This window comes from Vibrio sp. B181a, from assembly GCF_030248375.1.
GTDB lineage: Bacteria > Pseudomonadota > Gammaproteobacteria > Enterobacterales > Vibrionaceae > Vibrio > Vibrio campbellii.
In genome coordinates this window covers 59,185-83,309 of sequence record NZ_JAHGAD010000002.1, presented here as the reverse complement: position 1 = coordinate 83,309, position 24,125 = coordinate 59,185, and the positions used below count along the sequence as shown (strand labels likewise).

The 24,125-nt window shown below is 45.9% G+C and carries 28 protein-coding genes; 18 read left to right on the top strand and 10 right to left on the bottom strand.

Going from position 1 to position 24,125, the window contains the following annotated elements; all coding sequences use genetic code 11:
• The first annotated feature begins 67 nt into the window (after nucleotides 1-67).
• From KIO97_RS01010 to KIO97_RS01000, 3 genes are all read left to right on the top strand, one after another.
• Nucleotides 68-2,926, top strand: a complete 2,859-nt coding sequence (locus tag KIO97_RS01010) for a valine--tRNA ligase (protein ID WP_005432830.1) — start codon at nucleotides 68-70, stop codon at nucleotides 2,924-2,926.
• 226 nt (nucleotides 2,927-3,152) lie between these two features.
• Entirely contained in the window at nucleotides 3,153-3,551 is a 399-nt protein-coding gene (locus KIO97_RS01005) for a DUF2061 domain-containing protein (protein WP_005441986.1), read from the top strand.
• Nucleotides 3,552-3,666: 115 nt separating this feature from the next.
• Nucleotides 3,667-4,572 (top strand): bifunctional helix-turn-helix transcriptional regulator/GNAT family N-acetyltransferase, encoded by a 906-nt coding sequence (locus KIO97_RS01000; RefSeq protein ID WP_077262168.1) that lies wholly within the window; start codon nucleotides 3,667-3,669, stop codon nucleotides 4,570-4,572.
• A 16-nt stretch (nucleotides 4,573-4,588) separates the two neighbouring features.
• Here KIO97_RS01000 and KIO97_RS00995 read toward each other — a convergent pair whose 3' ends face one another.
• Both KIO97_RS00995 and rraB read right to left on the bottom strand, forming a co-directional pair.
• Complete coding sequence (locus KIO97_RS00995; protein WP_038891168.1) at nucleotides 4,589-5,389, bottom strand: hypothetical protein; 801 nt, start codon at nucleotides 5,387-5,389, stop codon at nucleotides 4,589-4,591.
• 171 nt (nucleotides 5,390-5,560) lie between these two features.
• The gene (gene rraB / locus KIO97_RS00990; RefSeq protein WP_005432867.1) at nucleotides 5,561-5,977 is read right to left on the bottom strand and encodes a ribonuclease E inhibitor RraB; all 417 of its coding nucleotides are present in this window, start codon (nucleotides 5,975-5,977) and stop codon (nucleotides 5,561-5,563) included.
• 584 nt (nucleotides 5,978-6,561) lie between these two features.
• Between rraB and arcA the strand changes: the two genes are divergently transcribed.
• The 6 genes from arcA (at nucleotide 6,562) to KIO97_RS00965 (ending at nucleotide 11,193) form a co-directional block, all read left to right on the top strand.
• The gene (arcA, locus tag KIO97_RS00985) at nucleotides 6,562-7,782 is read left to right on the top strand and encodes an arginine deiminase (protein ID WP_005432859.1); all 1,221 of its coding nucleotides are present in this window, start codon (nucleotides 6,562-6,564) and stop codon (nucleotides 7,780-7,782) included.
• Between the two features lie 157 nt (nucleotides 7,783-7,939).
• Entirely contained in the window at nucleotides 7,940-8,944 is a 1,005-nt protein-coding gene (locus tag KIO97_RS00980) for an ornithine carbamoyltransferase (RefSeq protein WP_285380547.1), read from the top strand.
• A gap of 69 nt (nucleotides 8,945-9,013) precedes the next feature.
• A complete protein-coding gene (locus KIO97_RS26925; protein ID WP_005432831.1) occupies nucleotides 9,014-9,139 on the top strand; it encodes a hypothetical protein in 126 nt (41 codons plus the stop codon).
• A 90-nt stretch (nucleotides 9,140-9,229) separates the two neighbouring features.
• Nucleotides 9,230-10,159, top strand: coding sequence for an aspartate carbamoyltransferase (pyrB, locus tag KIO97_RS00975; RefSeq protein ID WP_285380545.1), 930 nt, complete (start codon nucleotides 9,230-9,232; stop codon nucleotides 10,157-10,159).
• A 17-nt stretch (nucleotides 10,160-10,176) separates the two neighbouring features.
• On the top strand, nucleotides 10,177-10,638 hold the full coding sequence (gene pyrI / locus KIO97_RS00970; RefSeq protein WP_005432849.1) for an aspartate carbamoyltransferase regulatory subunit: 462 nt from the start codon (nucleotides 10,177-10,179) through the stop codon (nucleotides 10,636-10,638).
• 165 nt (nucleotides 10,639-10,803) lie between these two features.
• A complete protein-coding gene (locus KIO97_RS00965; protein ID WP_005432832.1) occupies nucleotides 10,804-11,193 on the top strand; it encodes a RidA family protein in 390 nt (129 codons plus the stop codon).
• 86 nt (nucleotides 11,194-11,279) lie between these two features.
• On the opposite strand, the gene KIO97_RS00960 is transcribed toward KIO97_RS00965, so the two are convergent.
• The 8 genes from KIO97_RS00960 to mlaF all read right to left on the bottom strand — a co-directional run bounded on the left by KIO97_RS00960 (nucleotide 11,280) and on the right by mlaF (nucleotide 16,732).
• The gene (locus KIO97_RS00960; RefSeq protein WP_038891164.1) at nucleotides 11,280-12,005 is read right to left on the bottom strand and encodes a 1-acylglycerol-3-phosphate O-acyltransferase; all 726 of its coding nucleotides are present in this window, start codon (nucleotides 12,003-12,005) and stop codon (nucleotides 11,280-11,282) included.
• Between the two features lie 147 nt (nucleotides 12,006-12,152).
• Nucleotides 12,153-13,418, bottom strand: a complete 1,266-nt coding sequence (gene murA, locus KIO97_RS00955) for a UDP-N-acetylglucosamine 1-carboxyvinyltransferase (protein WP_005432829.1) — start codon at nucleotides 13,416-13,418, stop codon at nucleotides 12,153-12,155.
• Between the two features lie 9 nt (nucleotides 13,419-13,427).
• Complete coding sequence (gene ibaG / locus KIO97_RS00950; protein WP_005432865.1) at nucleotides 13,428-13,682, bottom strand: BolA family iron metabolism protein IbaG; 255 nt, start codon at nucleotides 13,680-13,682, stop codon at nucleotides 13,428-13,430.
• Between the two features lie 3 nt (nucleotides 13,683-13,685).
• Nucleotides 13,686-14,006 carry a lipid asymmetry maintenance protein MlaB gene (locus KIO97_RS00945; RefSeq protein ID WP_005432856.1) on the bottom strand — a complete coding sequence of 107 codons (321 nt, stop codon included), beginning with the start codon at nucleotides 14,004-14,006 and terminating at the stop codon, nucleotides 13,686-13,688.
• Complete coding sequence (gene mlaC, locus KIO97_RS00940) at nucleotides 14,006-14,644, bottom strand: phospholipid-binding protein MlaC (protein WP_005535407.1); 639 nt, start codon at nucleotides 14,642-14,644, stop codon at nucleotides 14,006-14,008. Before mlaC ends, KIO97_RS00945 begins: the two co-directional genes overlap by 1 nt.
• A gap of 3 nt (nucleotides 14,645-14,647) precedes the next feature.
• Nucleotides 14,648-15,145 carry an outer membrane lipid asymmetry maintenance protein MlaD gene (gene mlaD, locus KIO97_RS00935; protein WP_005432853.1) on the bottom strand — a complete coding sequence of 166 codons (498 nt, stop codon included), beginning with the start codon at nucleotides 15,143-15,145 and terminating at the stop codon, nucleotides 14,648-14,650.
• A 2-nt stretch (nucleotides 15,146-15,147) separates the two neighbouring features.
• Complete coding sequence (gene mlaE, locus KIO97_RS00930; protein WP_005535409.1) at nucleotides 15,148-15,939, bottom strand: lipid asymmetry maintenance ABC transporter permease subunit MlaE; 792 nt, start codon at nucleotides 15,937-15,939, stop codon at nucleotides 15,148-15,150.
• A complete protein-coding gene (mlaF, locus tag KIO97_RS00925; protein WP_005432866.1) occupies nucleotides 15,929-16,732 on the bottom strand; it encodes a phospholipid ABC transporter ATP-binding protein MlaF in 804 nt (267 codons plus the stop codon). The genes mlaE and mlaF overlap by 11 nt, the downstream gene beginning before the upstream one ends.
• Nucleotides 16,733-17,131: 399 nt before the next feature.
• Here mlaF and KIO97_RS00920 point away from each other — a divergent pair, with 399 nt between their 5' ends.
• From KIO97_RS00920 to rapZ, 9 genes are all read left to right on the top strand, one after another.
• The gene (locus KIO97_RS00920; protein WP_005432864.1) at nucleotides 17,132-18,097 is read left to right on the top strand and encodes a calcium/sodium antiporter; all 966 of its coding nucleotides are present in this window, start codon (nucleotides 17,132-17,134) and stop codon (nucleotides 18,095-18,097) included.
• 35 nt (nucleotides 18,098-18,132) lie between these two features.
• Nucleotides 18,133-19,104, top strand: a complete 972-nt coding sequence (kdsD, locus tag KIO97_RS00915; protein ID WP_005432837.1) for an arabinose-5-phosphate isomerase KdsD — start codon at nucleotides 18,133-18,135, stop codon at nucleotides 19,102-19,104.
• 90 nt (nucleotides 19,105-19,194) lie between these two features.
• Nucleotides 19,195-19,758, top strand: coding sequence for an LPS export ABC transporter periplasmic protein LptC (gene lptC, locus KIO97_RS00910; RefSeq protein WP_005535416.1), 564 nt, complete (start codon nucleotides 19,195-19,197; stop codon nucleotides 19,756-19,758).
• Nucleotides 19,739-20,233 carry a lipopolysaccharide transport periplasmic protein LptA gene (gene lptA / locus KIO97_RS00905; RefSeq protein WP_005432860.1) on the top strand — a complete coding sequence of 165 codons (495 nt, stop codon included), beginning with the start codon at nucleotides 19,739-19,741 and terminating at the stop codon, nucleotides 20,231-20,233. Before lptC ends, lptA begins: the two co-directional genes overlap by 20 nt.
• Nucleotide 20,234: 1 nt before the next feature.
• Nucleotides 20,235-20,960 (top strand): LPS export ABC transporter ATP-binding protein, encoded by a 726-nt coding sequence (gene lptB / locus KIO97_RS00900; protein ID WP_005432855.1) that lies wholly within the window; start codon nucleotides 20,235-20,237, stop codon nucleotides 20,958-20,960.
• A 50-nt stretch (nucleotides 20,961-21,010) separates the two neighbouring features.
• Nucleotides 21,011-22,486: an RNA polymerase factor sigma-54 gene (locus tag KIO97_RS00895; protein WP_285380540.1), complete on the top strand. Its 1,476-nt coding sequence runs from the start codon at nucleotides 21,011-21,013 to the stop codon at nucleotides 22,484-22,486.
• A gap of 23 nt (nucleotides 22,487-22,509) precedes the next feature.
• Nucleotides 22,510-22,797 carry a ribosome hibernation promoting factor gene (gene hpf, locus KIO97_RS00890; RefSeq protein WP_005432838.1) on the top strand — a complete coding sequence of 96 codons (288 nt, stop codon included), beginning with the start codon at nucleotides 22,510-22,512 and terminating at the stop codon, nucleotides 22,795-22,797.
• A gap of 2 nt (nucleotides 22,798-22,799) precedes the next feature.
• Nucleotides 22,800-23,246: a PTS IIA-like nitrogen regulatory protein PtsN gene (gene ptsN, locus KIO97_RS00885; protein WP_005432846.1), complete on the top strand. Its 447-nt coding sequence runs from the start codon at nucleotides 22,800-22,802 to the stop codon at nucleotides 23,244-23,246.
• A 14-nt stretch (nucleotides 23,247-23,260) separates the two neighbouring features.
• Nucleotides 23,261-24,124 carry an RNase adapter RapZ gene (rapZ, locus tag KIO97_RS00880; protein WP_045403515.1) on the top strand — a complete coding sequence of 288 codons (864 nt, stop codon included), beginning with the start codon at nucleotides 23,261-23,263 and terminating at the stop codon, nucleotides 24,122-24,124.
• The last annotated feature ends 1 nt before the right edge of the window (nucleotide 24,125 follow it).

Sequence of the window (24,125 nt, the reverse complement as noted above, 5' to 3'; positions counted from 1 at the left end):
ACTCAGAGAGTTCACTTATAAAGATTGACTTAGATTCAACCATCAACGTATCCATTAAAAGAGCGCTATGGAAAAGACATACAACCCAACTTCAATCGAACAAGCTCTGTATCAGACTTGGGAAGAGAAAGGCTACTTTAAGCCACACGGTGACACTACTAAAGAATCATACAGCATCATGATCCCGCCACCGAACGTCACTGGTAGCCTACACATGGGCCACGCGTTCCAAGATACGATCATGGATACGCTTATCCGTTGTGAACGTATGAAGGGTAAAAACACTCTTTGGCAAGTAGGTACGGACCACGCAGGTATCGCAACTCAGATGGTTGTTGAGCGTAAGATCGCAGCAGAAGAAGGCAAAACAAAACACGATTACGGTCGTGAAGCTTTCATCGACAAAATCTGGGAATGGAAAGGCGAATCTGGCGGCACTATCACTAAACAGCTTCGTCGTCTTGGCGCATCTGTAGACTGGGATCGTGAGCGCTTTACGATGGACGATGGTCTATCTAACGCCGTTCAAGAAGTGTTCGTACGTCTATACGAAGACGACCTAATCTACCGCGGTAAGCGTCTAGTTAACTGGGATCCAAAGCTACACACAGCGATTTCAGATCTAGAAGTAGAGAACAAAGACACTAAAGGCAACATGTGGCACTTCCGCTACCCACTAGCAGATGGCGTTAAAACAGCGGATGGCAAAGACTACATCGTTGTTGCAACGACTCGTCCAGAGACCATGCTAGGCGATACTGGTGTTGCAGTTAACCCAGAAGATCCACGTTACAAAGATCTTATCGGTAAAGAAATCATCCTTCCTATCGTTGATCGTCGCATCCCAATCGTGGGCGATGAGCACGCAGATATGGAAAAAGGTACTGGCTGTGTGAAAATCACACCTGCGCACGACTTCAACGACTACGAAGTTGGTAAGCGCCACCAGCTACCAATGATCAACATTCTGACTTTCGACGCGAACATCCGTGACGCTTCTGAAGTATTCAACACCAACGGCGAAGCAAGCGACGCTTACAGCACTGAGCTGCCAGCTAAGTACCACGGTATGGAGCGTTTTGCCGCTCGTAAAGCTATCGTTGCAGAATTCGACGAGCTAGGTCTACTTGAAGAAGTGAAAGATCACGATCTACAAGTTCCTTACGGCGACCGTGGTGGCGTGGTTATCGAACCAATGCTAACTGACCAATGGTACGTACGTACTGCGCCTCTAGCGAAAACAGCGGTTGAAGCAGTTGAAAACGGCGACATCCAATTCGTTCCTAAGCAATACGAAAACATGTACTTCTCTTGGATGCGTGACGTTCAAGACTGGTGTATCTCTCGTCAACTATGGTGGGGTCACCGCATCCCAGCTTGGTACGACAACCAAGGTAATGTTTACGTAGGTCGTGACGAAGAAGAAGTTCGTAAGAACAACAACCTAGAGTCAGTCATTGAACTTCACCAAGACGAAGACGTACTGGATACATGGTTCTCTTCTGCACTATGGACATTCGGTACTCAAGGTTGGCCAGAGCAAACTGACGATCTGAAAGTATTCCACCCTTCAGACGTACTAGTAACTGGTTTCGACATCATCTTCTTCTGGGTTGCGCGCATGATCATGATGACCATGCACTTCGTGAAAGACGAAAATGGCAAACCACAAGTACCATTTAAGACAGTTTACGTTACTGGTCTAATCCGTGACGAAAACGGCGACAAGATGTCTAAGTCGAAAGGTAACGTACTTGACCCAATCGACATGATCGATGGTATCGACCTAGAGTCTCTAGTAGAGAAGCGTTGTGGCAACATGATGCAGCCTCAGCTAGCGAAGAAAATCGAGAAGAACACTCGTAAGACGTTTGAAAACGGTATCGAAGCATACGGTACAGACGCACTGCGTTTCACTCTTGCAGCAATGGCATCAACAGGTCGCGATATCAACTGGGATATGAAGCGTCTTGAGGGTTACCGTAACTTCTGTAACAAACTATGGAACGCAAGCCGTTACGTAATGATGAACACAGAAGAGCAAGATTGTGGCTTCAACGGTGGTGAGATTGAATACTCACTAGCGGACAAGTGGATCGAGTCTCAGTTTGAACTTGCAGCGAAAGCGTTCAACAACCATATCGACAACTTCCGTCTAGATATGGCGTCTAACACGCTTTACGAATTCATCTGGAACCAATTCTGTGACTGGTACCTAGAGCTAACTAAACCAGTTCTATGGAAAGGTACTGAAGCGCAACAGCGTGGTACTCGCCGTACACTAATCACGGTTCTTGAGAAGACGCTACGTCTGGCTCACCCAGTGATTCCTTACATCACTGAAACTATCTGGCAAAGCATCAAGCCACTAGTTGAAGGTGTAGAAGGTGAGACAATCATGCTTCAAGCACTGCCTCAATTCGACGAAGCAAACTTCAACCAAGAAGCGCTAGACGATATTGAATGGGTAAAAGCGTTCATTACCAGCATCCGTAACCTACGCGCTGAATACGACATCAACCCAGGTAAGCCGCTTGACGTTATGCTGAAAGCTGCAAACGCAGAAGACGCAGCGCGTCTAGAAGCAAACAAACAAGTACTGATGTCTCTAGCGAAACTAGAATCTGTACGCGTACTTGCTGCTGACGAAGAAACGCCAGCGTGTGCAACAGCATTGGTTGCTAAGTCTGAGCTGATGATCCCAATGGCGGGTCTGATCGACAAAGACGCAGAGCTTGCTCGTCTAGATGGCGAAATCAAGAAAACTCACGGCGAAATCAAGCGTATCGAAGGCAAACTAGGTAACGAAGGCTTCGTAGCGAAAGCACCTGAAGCGGTTGTTGCTAAAGAGCGTGAGAAGCTTGAAGGCTACAAAGAGACACTAGCTAAGCTAGAAGAGCAGAAGACAACGATCGCTGCACTTTAATCGCTAAAAGCTAGAGTAAAAGAATCAAAGGGTTGATGTGAAAGCATCAACCCTTTTTGCATTTTATTGCTCGGAAAGCTTTCAAAGATATTCACTCTTCTCTCCTACTCTCCCTCCTATTTAATAGCTTTTACCTATCAAACTAATCTTAACTGCCTATTAGATTTAATGATAATAATTCTCAATAATAGACCTATCGAAACAACACAACGATTGAGTAATTATCATGAAAAAGACACTAACCTTTGCAGCACTCCATTTTACTATCGCGTTTAGTGTCGCTTACGTGCTTACTGGCGACATTCTAATTGGTAGTTTAATTGCCATGATTGAGCCTTCAGTGAACACCGTCGCTTTCTACTTTCATGAAAAGGCATGGGCAAAAGTCCCAGCGCTTAAAGCTCGTCAGTGGATGACCAAATTAAAAACCGCAAGCTTTGCCACTATCCACTTCAGTGTTGCCTTTAGCGTGGTTTACTTACTAACAGGTGATGCGTTTGTCGGCGGTATCATGGCGATGCTAGAGCCAAGCTTGAACACAGTGGCTTACTACTTCCATGAGAAAGTATGGATGCGTAAATCAGATAGCCAAGCACCACAGTTCTGCTTACACCAACACGCTTAAGCATGGAGGCTCAATACGCCTCCTTACGAGCAAAATAACATTTACCATTGACAAAGTTGCGCACCGCAATTAATTTAATTGCGATGCGCAACTTTGTTTTTAGAGGTAAGTGATAATGAATGCTCGTCAACTCCGACACTATTCCCGTCAAGCCGTCCGATTGCTTGGTATGCTCGATAAACAATGCGGCGATGTCGCTCTCACTCCAGTACAAGCGCACGCATTAGGTGAAATCCAATTGCAGCCGTTGACCATCAATCAACTGGCACAGCAACTCAATGTCGACAAATCCAATGCAAGCCGCACCGTTACCGGTTTGATTAAATTAGGTCTGGTTGAGAGCATCGAAAACCCAAAAGACAAACGTAGCCAACTCGTAGCGCTTACAGAGCAAGGCCAACAAGCGTTATCACAGCTAGACCAACAGCAAAACAACTTCTTTGAACAACTGCTTACCCAACTCGATGACAGCGAGCAAGATCAACTCAAACTTGGTCTAGAGACTTACCTAAAAGGGCTAACAAAAGTGTGTCAGGCTGAGGAGTACGTTCTTCGACCTCTTACCAAAGCAGATAACTCGCAAGTCGCAGACGTGATTCGTAAAGTCTCTGCAGAATACGGTTTAACCGCAGACAAAGGTTATGGTGTGGCCGATCCAACGCTTGATGACATGTACTCGGTTTACGACCAACAAGGTGCGGCTTATTGGGTGGTCGAATACCAAGGCGAGATTGTGGGTGGCGGCGGCTTTGCACCATTAGCTGGTGAGCCAAATGTGTGTGAGCTGCAAAAGATGTACTTCTTACCTCAAACACGAGGGCACGGTTTAGCCAAACGCATCGTCGCATTGAGCTTACAACTGGCGAAACAGTTTGGGTATCAGCAGTGTTATTTAGAAACGACAGAATGTCTAAGAGAAGCGGTAGGCTTGTATGAAAAACTAGGCTTTGAGCATCTCGATGCCCCGCTAGGACAAACAGGGCATGATGCATGTGAAGTCGTGATGCTTAAGACGCTATAGCGCTTTATCCCCAAACTTAAAGTACAAGGTGGGTAACACAGAGCTCTTGGCTAAGTGCCACAGTAAACGCTTGGCGTTGCCCATCCAACTCCACTGCGAGTTCGTAGAGATCTTTTGGATCGGGATCATTAAGATCGGCATACTTTGGCGCTTCGATCTGGAATAAAGCGCTCGCATGATCCACTCGGACATCAATAGGAATATGATAAGTCATGCCATTAAACTTAACCGATGCCGATACTAGACCCGGCGCAAAAGTTTGATAGTACAAGTCTACTTTAAACTCACAACCACCACCGTGGTGCCAAATCTGTTCGGTAGCCACGCGGTCTAAACGCACATTGCGAATAAACTGCAGATACGGCTCTTGCCATACTCCTAAGCGCTCGTCACTCTTTTGGTATTCATGATCCGCAAGTGAGCACAACTCTGGTTTATCCTCATCCAACAGAAGATCTTCTTCTTCCTCAAGGAACAGGATCTCAAAACGGTTACGCCCCATCTGCATGAACGGGCGAATGTCTTTTTTGTACACGCTTTGTGAACCGTCACAGTCGAACAATGCTACTCCGTTCAAACGCACTTCAGCATGGTAATCCACACCACCCAACACCATTTCTACCGCTGGGAATGCCATCATGGATTCGTCCACTTCAATGTCGTGCATCAGGTGCCACTCTTGCTGACGAATCGCTTCTTCAGTCAGTTCAGTAGGCAATACCTGACTCAAAGGAGCAGGGAAAGTAATGTCATCCTGTGGGATAGAAAGGTCCGTCAGTGGAGAGACTTGCCATAAACCGGCGAGTGAGAGTTGCATATACACCTTGAGCTAGATCAATTTTCACGCATTATATACTCAAGTTGCTTAGGGTTATAGGCAATATGCCTGGAAACTCAATGAGAATTATTTATCGTTAGCCACAGTTATCATTTTTAAGGCACAAAAAAGCCAGCGATAAACGCTGGCTTCTTAGATTGAGTAAGAGGATTACTCTTCGTCTTCATCATCTTCTTCAGGGTAAAGCGCATCTTCGCCTTCGTAGTAAGTACCCCAACCGTCGTAAATGATGTCGTATTTTTCTGCAAGATGAACCAGTTTCTCAACCTGAGCATCAATCGCTTCTGCGTTTAGTGCAGATTCCATTGTTGCATCACAGCAAAGTAGCTTGTTGCCGTCTTCATCTTCTGTTTCTTCAGCTTCAAGAACTTCAAAGCCCATCTTGAACGCTTCTACAACCGCTTTTTCTAGCGTGTCGAAGTCTTCAGCAAATAGGTGGTGCTCGATTTCGTATAGTGAATCTGGATCGCTGCCGTCTTCTAGCAATGCTGCAATGATATCGCGAGTCTCTTCCTTTTGAATCTCAATTAATTCTTCTACTGATAGATATTCATCTTCGTGAGACATGTTTTGGCTCCAGATTAGTTACTTGATGGAAACACTATACTCTAAACTGAGTACGTTAATGCGGTGAAATATGGCACGGATTGCGATGAAAAGCCACAAACAAACACCAAACTGCGGTGATTCTTGATGATAATTTTTACTCGTAAATCTAAACCTCGCTCACAGAAACAAAAAATTAACAAAAACGGCTAATCTTTAATATTCAGAAGATCCTAATTGAACCTAAGACGAGTAATTTTAGGCTTGTTTGCGTGTTTATGATCTTGGAGTGAATACAGCAACGGCTCGGTAATTCTGACCTAACGAATAAAAGAAAGCCAAAAACTGCATATTTCAGAATGGTTATGCACGTTTTATGCACTTTTGATGTATGACTTCTTTCTCAAACGAAAAAGAATAAAAACGCACTTTTTAAAACTCATGAACAAACAACAAAATATAGAATTAAAATACACCAAGGAAGCATTTACAAAATATAACGCCAAAAAATTATATTTTTGCAATATATAAGCAAAGTTCTAAGACTTGCATCTTTGCACCAAGCTTGTCATAACTAACGGCTGGAATATTTGTAAGGATGCAAAATGAGTAAGCTGTACGTTGGATCAGAAGTTGGTCAACTAAGACGAGTTCTATTAAACCGCCCAGAGCGCGCCCTCACCCACCTAACGCCATCGAACTGCCATGAGCTACTGTTTGATGACGTATTAGCGGTAGAAGCGGCAGGTGAAGAACACGACGCTTTTGCGCGAACACTGCGTGAACAAGATGTCGAAGTACTACTACTTCATGATCTACTGGTTGAAACCCTTGCGGTTCCAGAAGCAAAACAATGGTTGTTGAATACTCAGATCTCTGACTTCCGTTACGGTCCGACTTTCGCTCGTGACTTACGCCAGTACTTCGCAGAGATGGACGATGAGCATCTAGCAAGCATTCTCCTTGGCGGCTTGGCTTACTCGGAACTGCCAATCAAATCTTCATCAATGTTGCCGAAGATGAAGCGCCCACTGGACTTCGTGATCGAACCTCTGCCTAACCACCTCTTTACCCGTGACACGTCATGCTGGGTATACGGCGGCGTTTCTCTTAACCCAATGATGATGCCTGCGCGTCAACGCGAGACCAACCATCTGCGTGCGATTTATCGCTGGCACCCAACCTTCGCTGGTCAAGACTTCATTAACTACTTTGGTGATGAAGACCAGCACTACGACAATGCCAACGTTGAAGGTGGTGATGTACTGGTTATCGGTAAAGGTGCGGTTCTGATTGGTATGTCTGAGCGTACAACCCCACAAGGTGTAGAAAACTTAGCGGCAAGCCTGTTTAAATCTGGTCAGGCGAAAGAAGTGATTGCTATCGACCTACCAAAACACCGCTCGTGTATGCACCTTGATACGGTCATGACGCATATGGATGTGGATACTTTCTCGGTATACCCAGAGATCATGCGTAAAGACTTAGACACTTGGCGCCTAACACCTAAAGGCAACGGTGAAATGCATGTCGAAGCGTCACACAACTATCTGCACGCCATTGAATCGGCACTTGGCTTAGACCAATTGAAGATCATCACAACAGGTGGTGACAGCTACGAAGCGGAGCGAGAGCAATGGAACGATGCCAACAACGTACTGACAGTGAAACCCGGTGTTGTGATTGGTTACGAACGTAACGTCTACACTAACGAGAAGTACGACAAAGCTGGCATTGAAGTCCTGACCATTCCGGGTAACGAGCTTGGTCGCGGTCGTGGTGGTGCACGTTGTATGAGCTGCCCAATCGAACGTGACGATATTTGAGAAACCTCTCCCACCAAATAAAACCAATTGAGACTAAGGTTGATGTGAATGCATCAACCTTTTTTTGTTTTTATTTAAAATAATTATTCACAATAAAAGCATTTATATGTTTTAATGCTTTTATTCTTTATCAACCAAACGACCTAAGGGACGAGCTATGGCTTTCAATCTACGTAATCGCAACTTTTTGAAGCTATTGGACTTCTCAACTAAAGAGATCCAGTTTTTGCTCGAACTGTCTGCAGAGCTGAAAAAAGCTAAATATGCAGGAACAGAGCAGAAGAAACTTCAAGGTAAAAACATCGCACTAATCTTTGAGAAATCTTCTACTCGTACCCGATGTGCGTTTGAAGTCGCGGCCTTTGACCAAGGCGCTCAAGTCTCTTACATCGGTCCTTCTGGCTCGCAGATCGGTCATAAAGAGTCGATGAAAGACACCGCTCGCGTTCTTGGTCGCATGTACGATGGCATCGAATACCGTGGCTTTGGTCAATCCATTGTTGAAGAGCTTGGTACTTATGCTGGCGTACCAGTCTGGAATGGTTTAACGGATGAGTTCCACCCTACCCAAATCCTTGCAGATTTCCTGACCATGCAAGAGCACGGACGTGGGAAACAACTGCATGAGATGACGTTTGCTTACCTTGGTGATGCTCGCAATAACATGGGTAATTCACTCATGGTTGGCGCAGCAAAAATGGGCATGGACATCCGCCTTGTAGCGCCAAAAGCGTTCTGGCCAGAAGAAGCATTAGTGACAACTTGCCAAGAAATTGCCCAACAAACCGGCGCGAAAATCACGCTCACTGAAAACGTTGAAGAAGGCGTCAAAGGCTGTGACTTCTTATACACCGACGTTTGGGTGTCGATGGGTGAGTCGGCTGAAGCTTGGGATGAGCGTGTTGCGCTGATGACACCTTACCAAATCAATATGGATGTGATTAAGCAAACGGGTAACCCTCATGTGAAGTTCATGCACTGCCTGCCAGCCTTCCACAACGATGAAACGACTGTAGGTAAAGAGGTAGCAGAGAAATACGGAATGAAAGGGCTTGAAGTCACCGAAGAGGTGTTTGAGTCTGAATACTCTATCGTATTCGACGAAGCCGAGAACCGCATGCATACCATCAAATCCGTGATGGTTGCGACATTAGGCAGCTAAACCAAAGCATTAAAAATGGTAACAAAAACCATGATGTAATCGCTTGCGCTCACGAAAGTTAAGCGTATAATGCTCGGCAATTTGTCTGAGGATTACGAAATGACCACGCCGATTGCTGACGTAAAAACGCGATTTGCTCTAGCTAAGCGACTACGCTTACGTGCTGTTATTTTCGTTAATTCTATTGAATTTTAAAACCTCCCCAATTGGGGAGGTTTTTTTATGCCTAAAATTCCATCGCGGTGAATTTTGGGGATAGTCACCACTGTTATAGGGAAGAAGATCATGGCGAACTCGCTTTACCAGAAGCACATCATCTCTATTCCAGAGCTTTCACGTGAAGAACTGGAACTGATTGTAGAAACTGCAGGTCAGCTAAAAAAAGAACCTCGTCCAGAACTGATTAAAAACAAGGTTGTAGCGAGCTGTTTCTTTGAGCCATCCACGCGTACTCGTCTGTCGTTCGAGACAGCAATTCAACGTATCGGTGGTGATGTTATTGGTTTTGATAACGGTGGTAACACCTCTCTGGCGAAAAAAGGCGAGACGCTGTCTGACTCAGTTCAAGTTATCTCTTCTTACGTCGATGCATTCGTGATGCGCCACCCTCAAGAAGGCGCAGCGCGCTTAGCCTCTGAGTTCTCTAACGGCGTACCCGTTATCAACGCAGGTGATGGCGCAAACCAACACCCAACGCAAACGCTACTCGACCTATACACCATCGCGGAAACGCAAGGTCGTCTAGACAACCTAAACGTTGCGTTTGTTGGTGACCTAAAATACGGTCGCACCGTACACTCATTGACGCAAGCATTGGCGAAGTTCAATAACATCCGTTTCTTCTTCGTTGCACCAGAAGCACTTGCGATGCCAGATTACATCTGCGAAGAGCTCGACGAAGCTGGCATTCAATACAGCCTACACACAGACATGGAAAGCGTGATTCCTGAGCTAGACATTCTGTACATGACTCGCGTACAGAAAGAGCGCTTTGATGAATCTGAATACGCACACATCAAGTCAGCTTACATCCTAACAGCGGCACTACTAGGAGGCGCGCGTGAGAACTTGAAAGTACTTCACCCACTGCCACGCGTGGATGAAATCACCACAGACGTCGACGTCACACCACACGCTTACTACTTCCAACAAGCAGAAAACGGCGTTTACGCGCGCCAAGCATTGTTGGCACTGGTTCTTAACGAAACACTGTAATCGAGGGAGAAAAAGACATGGCTAAAGAAACTCAATTGCAGGTAGAAGCAATCAAAAACGGCACGGTAATCGACCACATTCCAGCACAAATTGGTATCAAGGTGCTGAAGCTGTTCGATATGCACAACTCTTCTCAACGCGTAACCATCGGTCTGAACCTGCCTTCGTCTGCACTCGGTCATAAAGACTTGCTGAAGATTGAGAACGTGTTCATCAACGAAGAGCAGGCAAGCAAGCTAGCACTTTACGCACCACATGCGACAGTAAACCAAATCGAAAACTACGAAGTAGTGAAGAAGTTGGCGCTGGAGTTACCAGAGAAAGTTAACAACGTGTTTGAATGTCCGAACAGCAACTGTATTACACACAACGAGCCGGTTGCGAGCAGCTTCCAAGTGTTCGAGAAGAAGGAAGAAATCCGTCTGAAGTGTAAATACTGTGAGAAAGTCTTCGCGCGTGAGATCGTGACTGAGCGTTAATTTCCCGCTTCGAATCTTGCTAACGATAAATTAACTGATACCCCGCTAATGCGGGGTATTTTGCTCTTTACGTGCTTCATGTTTAAAGGCAAACTGATTCTTCTTAAGAACACTCAAGATGCTTGAGTAAACTCTTTATTCCCCTAAACAGATGGAACAATTCAAATGACGAAAGTACTTCACACTGAGTCTGCACCAGCAGCAATCGGTCCTTACGTTCAAGGCGTAGATCTAGGCAACATGGTTCTAACTTCTGGCCAAATCCCAGTAAACCCAGCGACAGGTGAAGTGTCTGCAGACATCGCAGAGCAAGCTCGTCAATCTCTAGAGAACGTAAAAGCTGTTGTTGAAGCATCAGGCCTTAAAGTGACTGACATCGTTAAAATGACAGTATTCGTGAAAGACCTAAACGACTTCGGCACAGTAAACGAAGTTTACGGTAAGTTCTTCGATGAGCACGAAGTAGCAAACTACCCTGCACGTTCTTGTGTAGAAGTCGCTCGTCTGCCTAAAGATGTTGGCATCGAGATTGAAGCAATCGCAGTTCGCAAATAATTGCGCAGGCTGACAAACATAAAAAAACGGGTAGCTCAGGCTACCCGTTTTTTTATTGTCTTTTGGCGGTGATGTCGCTGTAAAACTTAAGCTGCGTTGCGCTGCTTTACTTCTTCATCTAAGGCTTCTAGTTTTGCTTTCATCTCTTCACGACAAACATTCGCTAGCTCACGTACGCCTTCTTTGCCGTAACCTTCTGTGCTCACAGGAGGCAGCATCTCAATGATCACGTGACCATTGTTCCAGCGGTTCAGTTTGATGTGGTCAGTAGAGCTACACACGATTGGAATGATTGGCACTTCTGCACCGATAGCGGCATGGAAAGCGCCCGTTTTAAATGGCAGTAAACCACGGCCACGTGAACGTGTACCTTCAGGGAACATCCACACTGAAACATCACTATTTTTAATGCTGTCTACGACTTGGTCGATAGTGCCTTTTGCTTTAGAGCGGTTTGCACGGTCGATCAAAATGTTACCTGTTAGCCAGTAAAGCTGACCAAACAACGGCATCCACGCTAGGCTCTTCTTACCTACTGTTACGACCTTGGGTGTAACAGCTGAAGAGACAGTGAAAAGGTCCCAGTTGTTCTGGTGGTTAGCAATGTAAACATGCTGACCACGAGAGTACGCATCTTCCGGAATACGCAGCTCTAGCTTGATACCAAACACACGCGACATTTTGCCGAATAGACGACCGAAGGTGAAAACGTGCTTAGGGTTTCGAGGGCTTAGTAGGCAGTAACCGCAACCACCAATAAACATCACAATTGCGAAAATTGCGACAGCAAATACACGTAACAGTGCAATCATTGTTGTTCTCCAGGAACCGGCTTTGCGCCAGCTACAGCTATTATTGTCTCTTTGAACATAGTCATGGACTATGACAGAAAGCGCGATATAAAAAAGCCGAAACCTGAGTTTCGGCTCTCTTCATATCTAGGTCAACTGCGGTGCAGTTTAACCTGCCTCACTCACGCGCTCAATATTTGCGCCAAGTGCAGACAGTTTATTTTCGATTTTGTCGTAACCGCGGTCGATATGGTAGATACGGTCAACGATGGTTTCGCCTTTTGCGATACAACCGGCAATCACCAAACTTGCCGAAGCTCGTAGGTCGGTTGCCATCACTTGTGCGCCACTTAGAGAATCTACGTCACCACAGATAACCGTGTTACCTTCGATTTCCGCTTTCGCGCCCATGCGCATCAATTCTGGTACGTGCATGAAACGGTTTTCGAAGATCGTTTCCGTGATCACGCCGCCGCCTTTTGCCATCATGTTCAAGAGCGTGAATTGCGCCTGCATGTCAGTAGGGAAGCCAGGGTGCGGAGCAGTGCGGATGCTTACCGCTTTCAGCTCACGGTCAGTCATATCAACAGAAATCCAGTCTTCACCAGTTTCTACTAATGCGCCTGCCTCTTCTAGCTTCGCCAATACCGCTTCTAGAAGGTGTGCATTGGTGTTGCGACATACTACTTTGCCACCAGAAACCGCTGCTGCAACTAGGAAGGTACCTGTCTCAATACGGTCAGCCACAACGTTGTGCTTACCGCCACCTAGACGCTCAACCCCCTCGATGGTGATGGTATCAGTACCTGCACCAGAGATTTTTGCGCCAAGTGTGTTTAGGAAGTCCGCCGTATCAACGATTTCAGGCTCGCGCGCTGCGTTGTCTAGCGTTGTCGTGCCTTCAGCAAGCGCTGCTGCACACATGATAGTGATCGTTGCACCAACACTCACTTTGTCCATCACAATGTGCGCGCCTTTTAGGCGACCATCAACTTCTGCTTTCACGTAACCATCTTCTAGTGTGATGGTTGCGCCAAGCTGTTCTAGACCAGTAATGTGTAGATCAACAGGACGAGCACCGATAGCACAACCGCCAGGTAGAGAAACCTGACCTTGGCCAAATCGAGCTACAAGAGGACCAAGCGCCCAAATAGATGCACGCATGGTTTTTACTAAATCGTAAGGAGCACAGTATTCGTTGATACTGCTTGGATCGACATGAACGGAACCATTACGGCTTACCTTTGCGCCAAGACGCTTAAGCAGTTCCATGGTGGTGTCGATATCACGAAGGTGTGGCACATTCGCCACTTCTACAGGCTCTTCCGCCAAGATAGACGCAAATAAAATCGGTAGTGCTGCGTTTTTTGCACCTGAAATGGTCACTTCACCAACCAGTGGTTTATCTGACCCAATAACTCGAAACTTTTCCATCAATAAACCTTAAAGCGACATTAGCTTCTTATCACGAGCCCACTCTTCTGGAGTGAACGCTTTGATCGATAACGCGTGAATGTCGTTACGCTGGATATAATCCATCAGAGGACCGTAAATTAACTGCTGCTTCTTAACGCGGCTCATTCCATCGAAACAAGCATCAACAGCAACCACCTCATAGTGGCTACCTTCACCTTTTACATGCACTTCTTGAAGGTTTAGTGCTTCTTCTAGTAACTGTTGTACTTTTGCGCTATCCACAATTTACCCCTGATAATTCTGTATATGTTTGGCCACTAAAGATTCAACATTGCTCAATTGAAACAAAGTGCGCAATTGCGCCGGCACGAAACTGAGCATTATATGACAGTTTTGTTTTTTTGCATGCTCTAATAAGTGGATTAACATCACCATTCCCGCAGAGTCAATGCGTTCAATCTCTTCTAACGAGCATTCTAGCTCGGTTTGAGAAGGTTGCCATTGCTGTGCCACCGCCCACAATGCTGGCACTGAATCACGATCCAGCGCCCCTGTAAGCTTAAGAATGTCTGCTTGTAATTGCCACTGAGAATGAGACTGCGCCATTACTTTGCCGCCTCGAAACGAATTGGCTGTGCTGCCAGTTTCTCTAAATCTTTCGCGACCGCTAGAATGCCTTCTTGGCGAATCTGAGTATTCCACTCTGATTGCTTGCTTGATAGTAGGCTGATGCCTTCTGCAACCATGTCGAATGCTAACCATTCACCTGTTTTCTTATCTTTACGCAGCTTAAACTCAAGTTTGATGTTTGGACGCGGTGCGTCGATGATATCAACTTTGATGCTCGTAATGCGTTTAGAAGGATCCAGCTTTGGCTCAGGGCCAAATTCAATTTGTTGATCCGAGTATTGCGTTAACACTTGCGCATATGAGGTCACCAGATAAGCACGGAATGCTGTGATGAACTCACCCACATCTTCACGCTTCGCACCTTTTAAGTTTGGACCAAGCAGTTTCAATGCCGCATAGCGATCGTTAACGTAAGGCATCAGTTCTTCTTCAACGATGGTCTTAAGCAAATTTGGATCTTGCTTAATTTGTGGCTGTTCAGCTTTCAAACGATCAAATGTCACTTCCGCAACTTGTCTCATCATTTGATAAGGCTGAGTTTTATCCACTTCTGCAGCCACTGCACCAAAAGCAGTAAACGCTGCTACGAATGAAAGTAATAGTCTCGAAAGCATGGGTTATTCCTTACTTGTATCACCAGAATCGCCTGACCCACCAATGCTGTATAGGACTTGGCCGATAAGGTCTTCCAGTACTAATGCAGATTTGGTGTCTTCGATGGTGTCACCATCAACAAGCATTTCTTCATCGTCAAAAACAAAGCCCGGTACCAAACCAATGTACTGTTCACCAATCAATCCCGATGTCAAAATTTGCACACTAGAGGTTTCTGGGAACTGGTTGTATTGGCTGTTAATCGACAAGCTAACTACTGGTAATAGGCTATCAGGGTTAAGTGTAATGCTACTTACACGACCGATAACAACGCCGCCAACTTTCACTGGAGAGCGAACTTTCAAACTACCAATATTGTCGAACTCGGCTTTCAAGGTGTAAGTATTGCCAGAGCCAATGCTTTTTACGTCAGCAACCTGAAAAATCATCACAAGAATCGCGCAAATTCCTGCTAATACAAAGCTGCCAACCCATAATTCTGTTTTACGTGTTTGTTGCATGATTAATTCCCAAACATCAATGCGGTCAGTACAAAGTCTAGTCCCAGTACTGCTAAAGAAGAATGCACAACAGTGCGCGTCGTTGCTCGGCTGATCCCTTCCGAAGTAGGAATAGCGTCATAGCCATTAAATAGAGCGATCCAAGTAACGGTAATCGCAAACACGATACATTTGATCATGCTGTTACCGATGTCTTGGCCTAATTCAACCGAAGATTGCATTGCAGCCCAGAAGCTGCCGTGGTCTACGCCTTTCCAATCCACGCCAACAAGCTGTGCGCCCCAAATACCCACAGCCATGAAGATCATCGCAAGTAGCGGCATTGAAATAGCACCCGCCCAAAAACGTGGTGCAATAACGCGTTTTAGCGGATCCACAGCCATCATTTCTAAGCTTGAAAGCTGCTCTGTAGCTTTCATCAATCCGATTTCTGCTGTCAGCGCAGAACCAGCACGACCAGCAAACAATAACGCAGTTACTACTGGCCCCAACTCACGTAGTAGCGAAAGAGCGACCATTTGACCAAGGCTGCCTTCTGCCCCGTAATCCACCAGCACGACATAACCTTGCAAGCTAAGCACCATACCGATGAACAAACCAGAAACGACAATGATCGCTAGCGATTGAACGCCTACGGAATACAGCTGCTTAATCAGTAAAGGAAGGTTTTTGATTGGCTGTGGTCGAGTCACTAACGCACCAACGAGCATCAATGTTGCGCGACCGAACGCCTCACAAATAGCCAATGTGCGTCTGCCTAGTGAAGCGACAAATTGAATAAAGCTATCGACCATCAAATAAATCCTTTTCGATACTTTGAGCTGGGAAACGGAACGGTACTGGTCCATCCGCTTCGCCTTGTAAGAATTGCTGAACGCGAGGGTCTTGGTTGTCTCTCAGCTCTTGAGGGGAACCAAAGGCAATCACTTTGCCATCAGCCATCAAGTAAACCCAATCCGCAATACTCATCACTTCAGGCACATCATGAGAAACGACGATAGAAGTCACGCCCAATGCTCGGTTAAGGTTACTGATCAACTCAACCAACACACCCATGGTAATTGGGTCCTGCCCCACAAACGGCTCGTCGTACATGATGAGGTCTGGATCAAGCGCAATCGCTCGAGCCAGTGCAGCACGACGCGCCATACCACCTGACAGTTCACTTGGCATCAACTCTGCCGCACCACGAAGGCCTACCGCTTCAAGCTTTAGCAGCACCATGGTGCGGATGAGTTCTTCGGAAAGCTCGGTGTGTTCACGTAAAGGAAATGCCACATTGTCGAACACATTCAGGTCGGTAAATAGCGCCCCTGACTGGAACAACATGCTCATTTTTTTACGTGCGTGATACAGTTTTTTGCGTGACAACGCAGGAATGTTGTCACCATCAAACCAAATCTCACCCTGTTCAGGGTATATCTGACCGCCAATTAGGCGCAGCAGTGTCGTTTTACCGATACCCGACGGCCCCATAATGGCCGTCACCTTCCCTTTTGGTACGTGCAAATCAATACCATCAAAGATCTTGCGCTCGCCGCGTGAAAAGGTGAGATTGTTAACGGTAACTAAATCGTTGTTCGACATACTATCTCTTCTACTATTTGTGAGCGGTTCTCACAGAGTTGTAATCCAACTCAACCCCGATTGTTTTCAAGATATTACGTCGAGAATATCCTAAAGTGACTTCGGTACACTTATAAGGCTGCAATCATAAGCACATTGAACGTTAATTAAAAGCACTGTTCAATTAAATAGAGCCGACGAAATTCAAGCAAATCTTCATAAAATATGACGAAATGAAAGGAAGGTGTTTACATCTCACTCCAGATTAACCGCATTAAGAACGACGATTGAATGAGCAACAATTAAACACAATTTCGTTACTAACCTTTAATTTATTTGTTGTTTATCTTCCATTTTTGGCCGCAAAAGGTCAAAATTAGCGGTTACTCATTTCACTTATTTTATTACTTAGGAATCATCATGCTCGAAGCCGTAGCATTGCTTATCGTCGGTCTTGTCTTACTTGTTTGGAGTGCAGATAAACTTGTTTTTGGCTCTGCTGCTCTGGCCCGCAACGTCGGTATTTCACCTCTAGTGATCGGTATGACCATTCTTGCGATGGGCTCATCTGCACCAGAGATGATGGTTTCGGCAACCGCTGCATGGGATGGCAAAACCGATACCGCGGTTGGCAACGTGCTCGGTTCGAACATTGCTAACATTGCTTTGATCCTAGGTATTACTGCGATCATCAAACCACTTTCTATCAGCTCTGCCGTGATTCGCCGCGAACTGCCTTTGATGATAGCAGTTACTGTACTTGCTGGCATTTTACTGTGGGATAGCCACTTAGGCTTCTATGAAGGTATCTTGCTGTTTGTTTTATTCGGTGGTTTCCTATTTGCCATGCTGCAAATTAGCCGCAAAGAGCAGAAAGCTGGTGATGCGTTTGTGGATGAGCAAGAATCTGAAGTCCCAGAAGGCGTAACTAACCCGAAAGCAATCATGTGGGTTGTGATTGGCTTGATACTGCTTCCTTTGGCAGCAAGTATGCTGGTAGATAACGCCGTCATTATTGCGAAACACTTTGGCATGAGTGACCTAGTGATTGGCCTCACTATTATCGCTATCGGCACTAGCCTTCCAGAACTCGCTGCATCTCTTGCTGGCGTTCTAAAAGGCGAAGACGACATGGCCGTAGGTAACATCATCGGCTCAAACGTATTCAACATTCTTGCGGTTATGGGTCTACCTGGCATCATCAATCCATCGATGCTGAGCGAATACGCCATGGGTCGTGATTTCTGGGTGATGCTAGGGGTTTCTCTCCTTCTTGTGGCAATGTGTCTTGGTAAGTCACGCAGTATCAACCGCCTTGAGGGTGGCATCCTGTTTGTGTGTTTCTTAGGTTACCAAGTGTACCTATTCGCAAACATGGCCGCTTAATAACATAATAAGTAAAGACAAATTGGAGCACTGATATGTCCACTCAATTTGATTTTCGCGCTGCAGCTAAACAAGTTCTTGATATTGAGGTCTCAGCTTTACAACAGCTAGACCAATACTTTGATGATCAGTTTGAGCAAGCGTGCGAATTGATTCTTTCCAACAACGGCAAAGTTGTCGTGATGGGCATGGGCAAATCAGGCCATATTGGCAACAAGATTGCCGCAACGCTTGCCAGCACAGGTACCTCTGCGTTTTTTGTTCACCCAGGTGAAGCAGCACATGGTGACCTTGGCATGATCAGTGCGGGTGACATCGTTATCGCGATTTCAAACTCGGGTGAGTCTCATGAGATTCTGTCTCTATTCCCAGTTTTGAAACGCCTTAACATCAAAATCATCAGCATGACTGGCAAGCCAGAGTCGAACATGGCGAAGTTGTCTGATCTGCATTTGCAAATCACTGTGCCAAAAGAAGCTTGCCCACTTGGTCTCGCGCCAACCAGCAGTACAACGGCGACTTTGGTTATGGGTGATGCACTGGCTGTTGCGCTTCTGCAAGCTCGTGGCTTCTCAGCGGAGGACTTTGCGTTATCACACCCTGGTGGTGCGCTGGGAAGAAAATTGCTGCTTAAGCTGTCTGATATAATGCACTTCGGTAATGCACTACCAAAAGTATCACCTGATGCGCTTATTCGTGACGCCTTGCTCGAGATTTCTGAAAAAGGCTTGGGCATGACAGCCATCGTCGATGAGCACGATGCTATGCTTGGTATATTCACCGATGGCGATTTACGTCGTACTTTGGATAAGCGCATTGATATCCACACCACAGCAATTGGTGAAGTGATGACGCAAAACCCAACTACAGCACATCCGGAGATGTTAGCGGTAGAAGGTTTGAATCTAATGCAAGACAAGAACATCAATGCTCTGATCTTGTGCGATAACAATAAGATTGTTGGCGCACTGAATATGCATGATTTATTGAAAGCTGGCGTGATGTAGTATTGCATCACCCAAAAGACTTAACGATTGATTTAACAGATTAAGGCAATGGTCAGGGAAGTACTGAGCTAAGATAAAGGCCTTTATTTTATGAGTTTTACTCGCCTTATTTATTTGCTCTTGATCTTTGTTGTCGCGTGGTGCGGTTATTACCTCATGACACCAAAAGGCAATGAAGATATTCAAGTAGCACCAAATTTAGAACTGCCTATGTTCAGTGGTACTGGACTAGAAAACATCACCTATGGTGAAGATGGTGTCCGCAGTTACATCATCCGTTCCACTAACTTGGATCACTATGCCAAGAGTGGAGACACGATTTTTAAGAGCCCAACACTGATGGTTTACCGTGAAGGTAGCGTCGTGGAGTGGAAAGTCACTGCGACAAAAGCAGTACTTGATGAAGACCAGATTCTGACCTTGTACGACAAAGTACTGATGCAGAATCTATTGCCTGGCGCGAGTTTCGATACCATGGCGACAGATAAATTGGTCATCAATCTCACCAATCGTGATTTTAAAGCCGATCAACAAGTAATGTTGGTTGGACCGCAATTTGAAACTACCGGAGGCGCAATGCAGGGCAACTTGAAAGCTCACACAGCGACTCTGACAGATGAAGTTCAAGGTCGATATGAAACCGTTACACCTTAGCCTACTGGCATTGGTTTTAGCAGCGCCACAAGCGTTAGCACTTAAGTCGGATACTCAACAACCGGTTTACATCAATTCAGACACCCAACAGGTGGACATGAAGAGTAACCAGGTCATCTTTAAAGGTGATGTATCGCTTAAGCAAGGTAGCATCAATATCGATGCTGATAGAATCGTTGTGACTCGCGATCCTAAGACCGAGTCTATTAAGCAGATCCAAGCATTTGGTAAACCTGCTACGTTTTCTCAGTTGATGGACGATGGCAAAACGCTAAGCGGCCAAGCAACTGAGTTAGACTACCGCATCTCTACTGATGAATTGACCATGAAAGGTCAAGCGCAACTGGCACAAGACGGCAATACCATCAAAGGTTCGTCGATTCGTTACCAAATTGGTCAACAGAAGCTAGTCGCCGACAGCTCGAAGGATGAGCGCGTAACCACCATCCTGCAACCGAATCAAATCGAGAACTAATATGGCAGTACTGAGTGCAAAGAACCTTGCGAAAAGCTACAAAAAGCGCAAGGTAGTTACCGATGTAAGTCTCGAAGTAGAATCTGGCCAAATCGTTGGTCTACTGGGCCCAAATGGTGCGGGTAAGACCACTTCGTTTTACATGATCGTAGGCTTGGTTCCGCGTGATGAAGGTACCATCACCATCGACAACCAAGACATCAGTATTTTACCGATGCACAGTCGTTCGCGCTTGGGTATCGGCTACCTGCCGCAAGAAGCGTCGATCTTCCGTAAGCTATCTGTTGAAGACAACATCATGGCCGTTCTCGAGACTCGCCAAGAACTGACTCGCGAAGAACGCCAAGACAAACTAGAAGATTTGTTGGAAGAATTCCACATACAGCACATACGCACCAGTGCGGGTATGGCACTATCAGGTGGTGAACGCCGCCGTGTAGAAATCGCTCGTGCATTGGCAGCAAACCCTCAGTTCATTTTGTTGGATGAACCGTTCGCGGGTGTTGACCCAATTTCGGTTAACGACATCAAAAAAATCATTGAACACTTGCGCGATCGCGGCCTTGGCGTGTTAATCACAGACCATAACGTACGCGAAACCTTGGACGTTTGTGAAAAAGCCTATATCGTAAGTCAAGGACACCTCATCGCATCGGGAACTCCGGATGAAGTTCTCAATAACGAGCAAGTGAAACAAGTTTATCTCGGCGAACAATTCCGTCTATGATTACATTAGGAACGGTAAGATTCTGAGCATTACAAGGTAAGTAACACTGAATGAAACCTTCATTACAACTCAAGCTAGGTCAACAGTTAGCCATGACGCCACAGCTGCAGCAAGCGATTCGTTTGTTGCAATTGTCGACGCTCGATCTTCAACAAGAAATCCAAGAAGCGTTGGACTCCAACCCGCTACTGGAAGTTGAAGAAGGCCACGATGAGCCTCAAGCAAACGGTGAAGACAAATCAGCGTCTGAATCTGCTGATAACAGTGCGAACGAAGCTAACGATGCCTCAGAACCCGACCTTCCAGACAGCTCAGACGTGATTGAAAAATCTGAAATCAGCTCTGAGCTAGAAATTGATACCACTTGGGATGACGTATACAGCGCAAACACGGGCAGCACAGGCCTAGCGCTGGATGATGACATGCCCGTCTACCAAGGTGAGACCACTGAATCGCTGCATGATTACCTTATGTGGCAGTTAGACTTAACGCCTTTCAGTGAAACCGACCGCACCATCGCCCTCGCGATTATCGATGCCATCGACGACTACGGCTACCTAACCCTATCCCCTGAAGAAATTCACGAGAGCTTCAACAACGAAGAAGTGGAATTGGATGAAGTAGAAGCGGTACGTAAGCGTATTCAGCAATTTGACCCGCTCGGTGTAGCCTCTCGCAATCTGCAAGAGTGCCTACTGCTACAACTGGCAACTTTCCCTGAAGACACGCCGTGGCTTGCTGAGGCGAAAATGGTGTTGAGCGATCACATCGACCACCTTGGCAATCGTGACTACAAGCTGGTCATCAAAGAGACTAAGCTTAAAGAAGCGGACTTGCGTGAAGTATTGAAGTTGATTCAACAACTTGACCCACGTCCAGGTAGTCGTATCACACCCGATGACACTGAATACGTCATTCCGGATGTGTCCGTATTTAAAGATCATGGTAAGTGGACCGTCTCCATAAACCCTGACAGCATTCCGAAACTAAAAGTAAATCAACAATATGCGCAACTAGGCAAAGGCAACAGTGCGGATAGCCAGTACATTCGCAGCAATTTGCAAGAGGCAAAATGGCTGATTAAGAGCCTAGAAAGCAGAAACGAGACGCTTCTCAAAGTTGCAAGATGTATTGTTGAACATCAACAAGATTTCTTCGAGTATGGTGAAGAAGCCATGAAACCAATGGTGCTAAACGACGTAGCATTGGATGTGGACATGCATGAATCGACAATTTCTCGTGTAACAACACAGAAGTTTATGCATACCCCACGTGGCATTTTTGAATTGAAGTACTTCTTCTCTAGCCATGTTAGTACAGACAATGGTGGAGAGTGTTCGTCCACAGCAATTCGCGCACTCATCAAAAAGTTGGTCGCAGCGGAGAATACCGCTAAGCCATTGAGTGATAGCAAAATTGCTGCTCTTCTGGCTGACCAGGGGATTCAAGTCGCGAGACGTACGATAGCGAAATATCGTGAATCCTTGGGTATCGCCCCTTCGAGTCAGCGCAAACGCCTACTTTAGGCACCAACTGAAAAGGAAAGTCTATGCAAATCAATATTCAAGGCCATCACGTTGATCTTACCGATTCAATGCAAGACTATGTTCAATCTAAGTTTCAGAAGCTCGAAAGGTTCTTCGACCACATTAACCAAGTCCAAGTCGTACTAAAAGTTGAAAAACTCAACCAAATAGCGGAAGCTACGCTCCACATCAATCAAGGCGAAATCCACGCGTCATCGAACGACGAAAGTATGTATGCAGCAATTGATTCGCTGGTGGATAAATTAGTTCGTCAACTTAATAAGCACAAAGAAAAACTAAACAGTCATTAATCATGCAACTGAGCGAAATACTGTCACTGGACTGCACCAAAAGTGCAGTCCATTGTACAAGTAAGAAACGTGCCCTTGAAATGATCAGCCAAATTGTCGCTGAAAACACGGGCCAAGATTCTACAGAACTGTTTGAGTGTATGCTCAGCAGAGAAAAAATGGGTAGTACTGGTATCGGCAACGGTATTGCTATCCCTCACGCAAGAATGCAATCAAGCGACAAAGCCATCGCAGTGTTACTTCAGTGTGACGAAGCGATTGAATTTGACGCCATCGACAACCGACCTGTCGACCTTCTTTTTGCTCTCCTTGTACCTGAAGAACAGTGCAAAGAGCACCTCAAAACACTATCCTCTATGGCAGAGCGTCTAAGTGACAAGCAAGTGCTTAAAAGCTTACGTAACGCTCAGAGCGATGAAGAGCTCTACGACATTATGATTCATAAGTAATCAGGACGATCACCATGCGATTAATCGTTGTTAGCGGGCACTCTGGTGCCGGGAAAAGTGTTGCCCTGCGCGTACTTGAGGACTTAGGTTACTACTGCGTAGACAACCTACCGGTAAACTTACTTGACGCGTTTGTTCAGTCAGTCTCTGAGAGCAAACAAAATGTCGCAGTAAGCATCGATATTCGAAATATCCCTAAGAAGCTCAAAGAACTGAATACCACGCTAGAGAAGCTAAAGGCTGAACTGGATGTGACAGTACTGTTCTTAGACGCGAATAAAGAAACGCTTCTCACCCGCTACAGCGAAACCCGTCGGATTCATCCGCTATCACTTGGCAGTCAATCATTATCACTTGATCAGGCGATTGAGCTTGAACAAGAGATCTTAATGCCTCTGAAAGCACACGCAGACTTAGTTCTGAACAGTAGCGGTCAATCTCTGCATGATCTCAGTGAAACCGTACGTATGCGTGTGGAAGGCCGAGAACGCAAAGACTTAGTCATGGTGTTTGAGTCGTTTGGTTTCAAATACGGTTTACCATCAGATGCCGATTACGTGTTTGATGTGCGTTTCTTGCCAAACCCACACTGGGAGCCAGCACTGCGCCCTCTCACTGGTTTAGATGGCCCGATCGGCGCCTTCTTAGAGCAACACCAGTCGGTACTTGATCTGAAATACCAAATTGAAAGCTTTATTGAGACTTGGTTACCACTATTAGAGAAAAACAACCGTAGTTACCTGACCGTTGCGATCGGTTGTACTGGTGGTAAACACCGCTCGGTTTATCTTACTCAAAAAATTGGTGAGTTCTTTGCGGACAAAGGACACCAAGTACAAATTCGCCACACTTCATTGGAAAAGAACGTTAAGGAATAAC

What these genes read in the sequence shown, in the direction of transcription:
- lptA (WP_005432860.1), top strand. Translation starts at nt 19,739, where the DNA reads ATGAAACCGTTACACCTTAGCCTACTGGCATTGGTTTTAGCAGCGCCA.
- KIO97_RS00895 (WP_285380540.1), top strand. Translation starts at nt 21,011, where the DNA reads ATGAAACCTTCATTACAACTCAAGCTAGGTCAACAGTTAGCCATGACG.
- lptC (WP_005535416.1), top strand. Translation starts at nt 19,195, where the DNA reads ATGAGTTTTACTCGCCTTATTTATTTGCTCTTGATCTTTGTTGTCGCG.
- KIO97_RS01005 (WP_005441986.1), top strand. Translation starts at nt 3,153, where the DNA reads ATGAAAAAGACACTAACCTTTGCAGCACTCCATTTTACTATCGCGTTT.
- KIO97_RS00920 (WP_005432864.1), top strand. Translation starts at nt 17,132, where the DNA reads ATGCTCGAAGCCGTAGCATTGCTTATCGTCGGTCTTGTCTTACTTGTT.
- rraB (WP_005432867.1), bottom strand. Translation starts at nt 5,977, where the DNA reads ATGTCTCACGAAGATGAATATCTATCAGTAGAAGAATTAATTGAGATT.
- mlaD (WP_005432853.1), bottom strand. Translation starts at nt 15,145, where the DNA reads ATGCAACAAACACGTAAAACAGAATTATGGGTTGGCAGCTTTGTATTA.
- KIO97_RS00960 (WP_038891164.1), bottom strand. Translation starts at nt 12,005, where the DNA reads ATGATTGCACTGTTACGTGTATTTGCTGTCGCAATTTTCGCAATTGTG.
- lptB (WP_005432855.1), top strand. Translation starts at nt 20,235, where the DNA reads ATGGCAGTACTGAGTGCAAAGAACCTTGCGAAAAGCTACAAAAAGCGC.
- mlaE (WP_005535409.1), bottom strand. Translation starts at nt 15,939, where the DNA reads ATGGTCGATAGCTTTATTCAATTTGTCGCTTCACTAGGCAGACGCACA.
- KIO97_RS00965 (WP_005432832.1), top strand. Translation starts at nt 10,804, where the DNA reads ATGACGAAAGTACTTCACACTGAGTCTGCACCAGCAGCAATCGGTCCT.
- hpf (WP_005432838.1), top strand. Translation starts at nt 22,510, where the DNA reads ATGCAAATCAATATTCAAGGCCATCACGTTGATCTTACCGATTCAATG.
- KIO97_RS26925 (WP_005432831.1), top strand. Translation starts at nt 9,014, where the DNA reads ATGCTCGGCAATTTGTCTGAGGATTACGAAATGACCACGCCGATTGCT.
- KIO97_RS01000 (WP_077262168.1), top strand. Translation starts at nt 3,667, where the DNA reads ATGAATGCTCGTCAACTCCGACACTATTCCCGTCAAGCCGTCCGATTG.
- KIO97_RS01010 (WP_005432830.1), top strand. Translation starts at nt 68, where the DNA reads ATGGAAAAGACATACAACCCAACTTCAATCGAACAAGCTCTGTATCAG.
- pyrB (WP_285380545.1), top strand. Translation starts at nt 9,230, where the DNA reads ATGGCGAACTCGCTTTACCAGAAGCACATCATCTCTATTCCAGAGCTT.
- murA (WP_005432829.1), bottom strand. Translation starts at nt 13,418, where the DNA reads ATGGAAAAGTTTCGAGTTATTGGGTCAGATAAACCACTGGTTGGTGAA.
- mlaF (WP_005432866.1), bottom strand. Translation starts at nt 16,732, where the DNA reads ATGTCGAACAACGATTTAGTTACCGTTAACAATCTCACCTTTTCACGC.
- kdsD (WP_005432837.1), top strand. Translation starts at nt 18,133, where the DNA reads ATGTCCACTCAATTTGATTTTCGCGCTGCAGCTAAACAAGTTCTTGAT.
- mlaC (WP_005535407.1), bottom strand. Translation starts at nt 14,644, where the DNA reads ATGCTTTCGAGACTATTACTTTCATTCGTAGCAGCGTTTACTGCTTTT.
- pyrI (WP_005432849.1), top strand. Translation starts at nt 10,177, where the DNA reads ATGGCTAAAGAAACTCAATTGCAGGTAGAAGCAATCAAAAACGGCACG.
- KIO97_RS00980 (WP_285380547.1), top strand. Translation starts at nt 7,940, where the DNA reads ATGGCTTTCAATCTACGTAATCGCAACTTTTTGAAGCTATTGGACTTC.
- arcA (WP_005432859.1), top strand. Translation starts at nt 6,562, where the DNA reads ATGAGTAAGCTGTACGTTGGATCAGAAGTTGGTCAACTAAGACGAGTT.
- rapZ (WP_045403515.1), top strand. Translation starts at nt 23,261, where the DNA reads ATGCGATTAATCGTTGTTAGCGGGCACTCTGGTGCCGGGAAAAGTGTT.
- ptsN (WP_005432846.1), top strand. Translation starts at nt 22,800, where the DNA reads ATGCAACTGAGCGAAATACTGTCACTGGACTGCACCAAAAGTGCAGTC.
- KIO97_RS00945 (WP_005432856.1), bottom strand. Translation starts at nt 14,006, where the DNA reads ATGGCGCAGTCTCATTCTCAGTGGCAATTACAAGCAGACATTCTTAAG.
- KIO97_RS00995 (WP_038891168.1), bottom strand. Translation starts at nt 5,389, where the DNA reads ATGCAACTCTCACTCGCCGGTTTATGGCAAGTCTCTCCACTGACGGAC.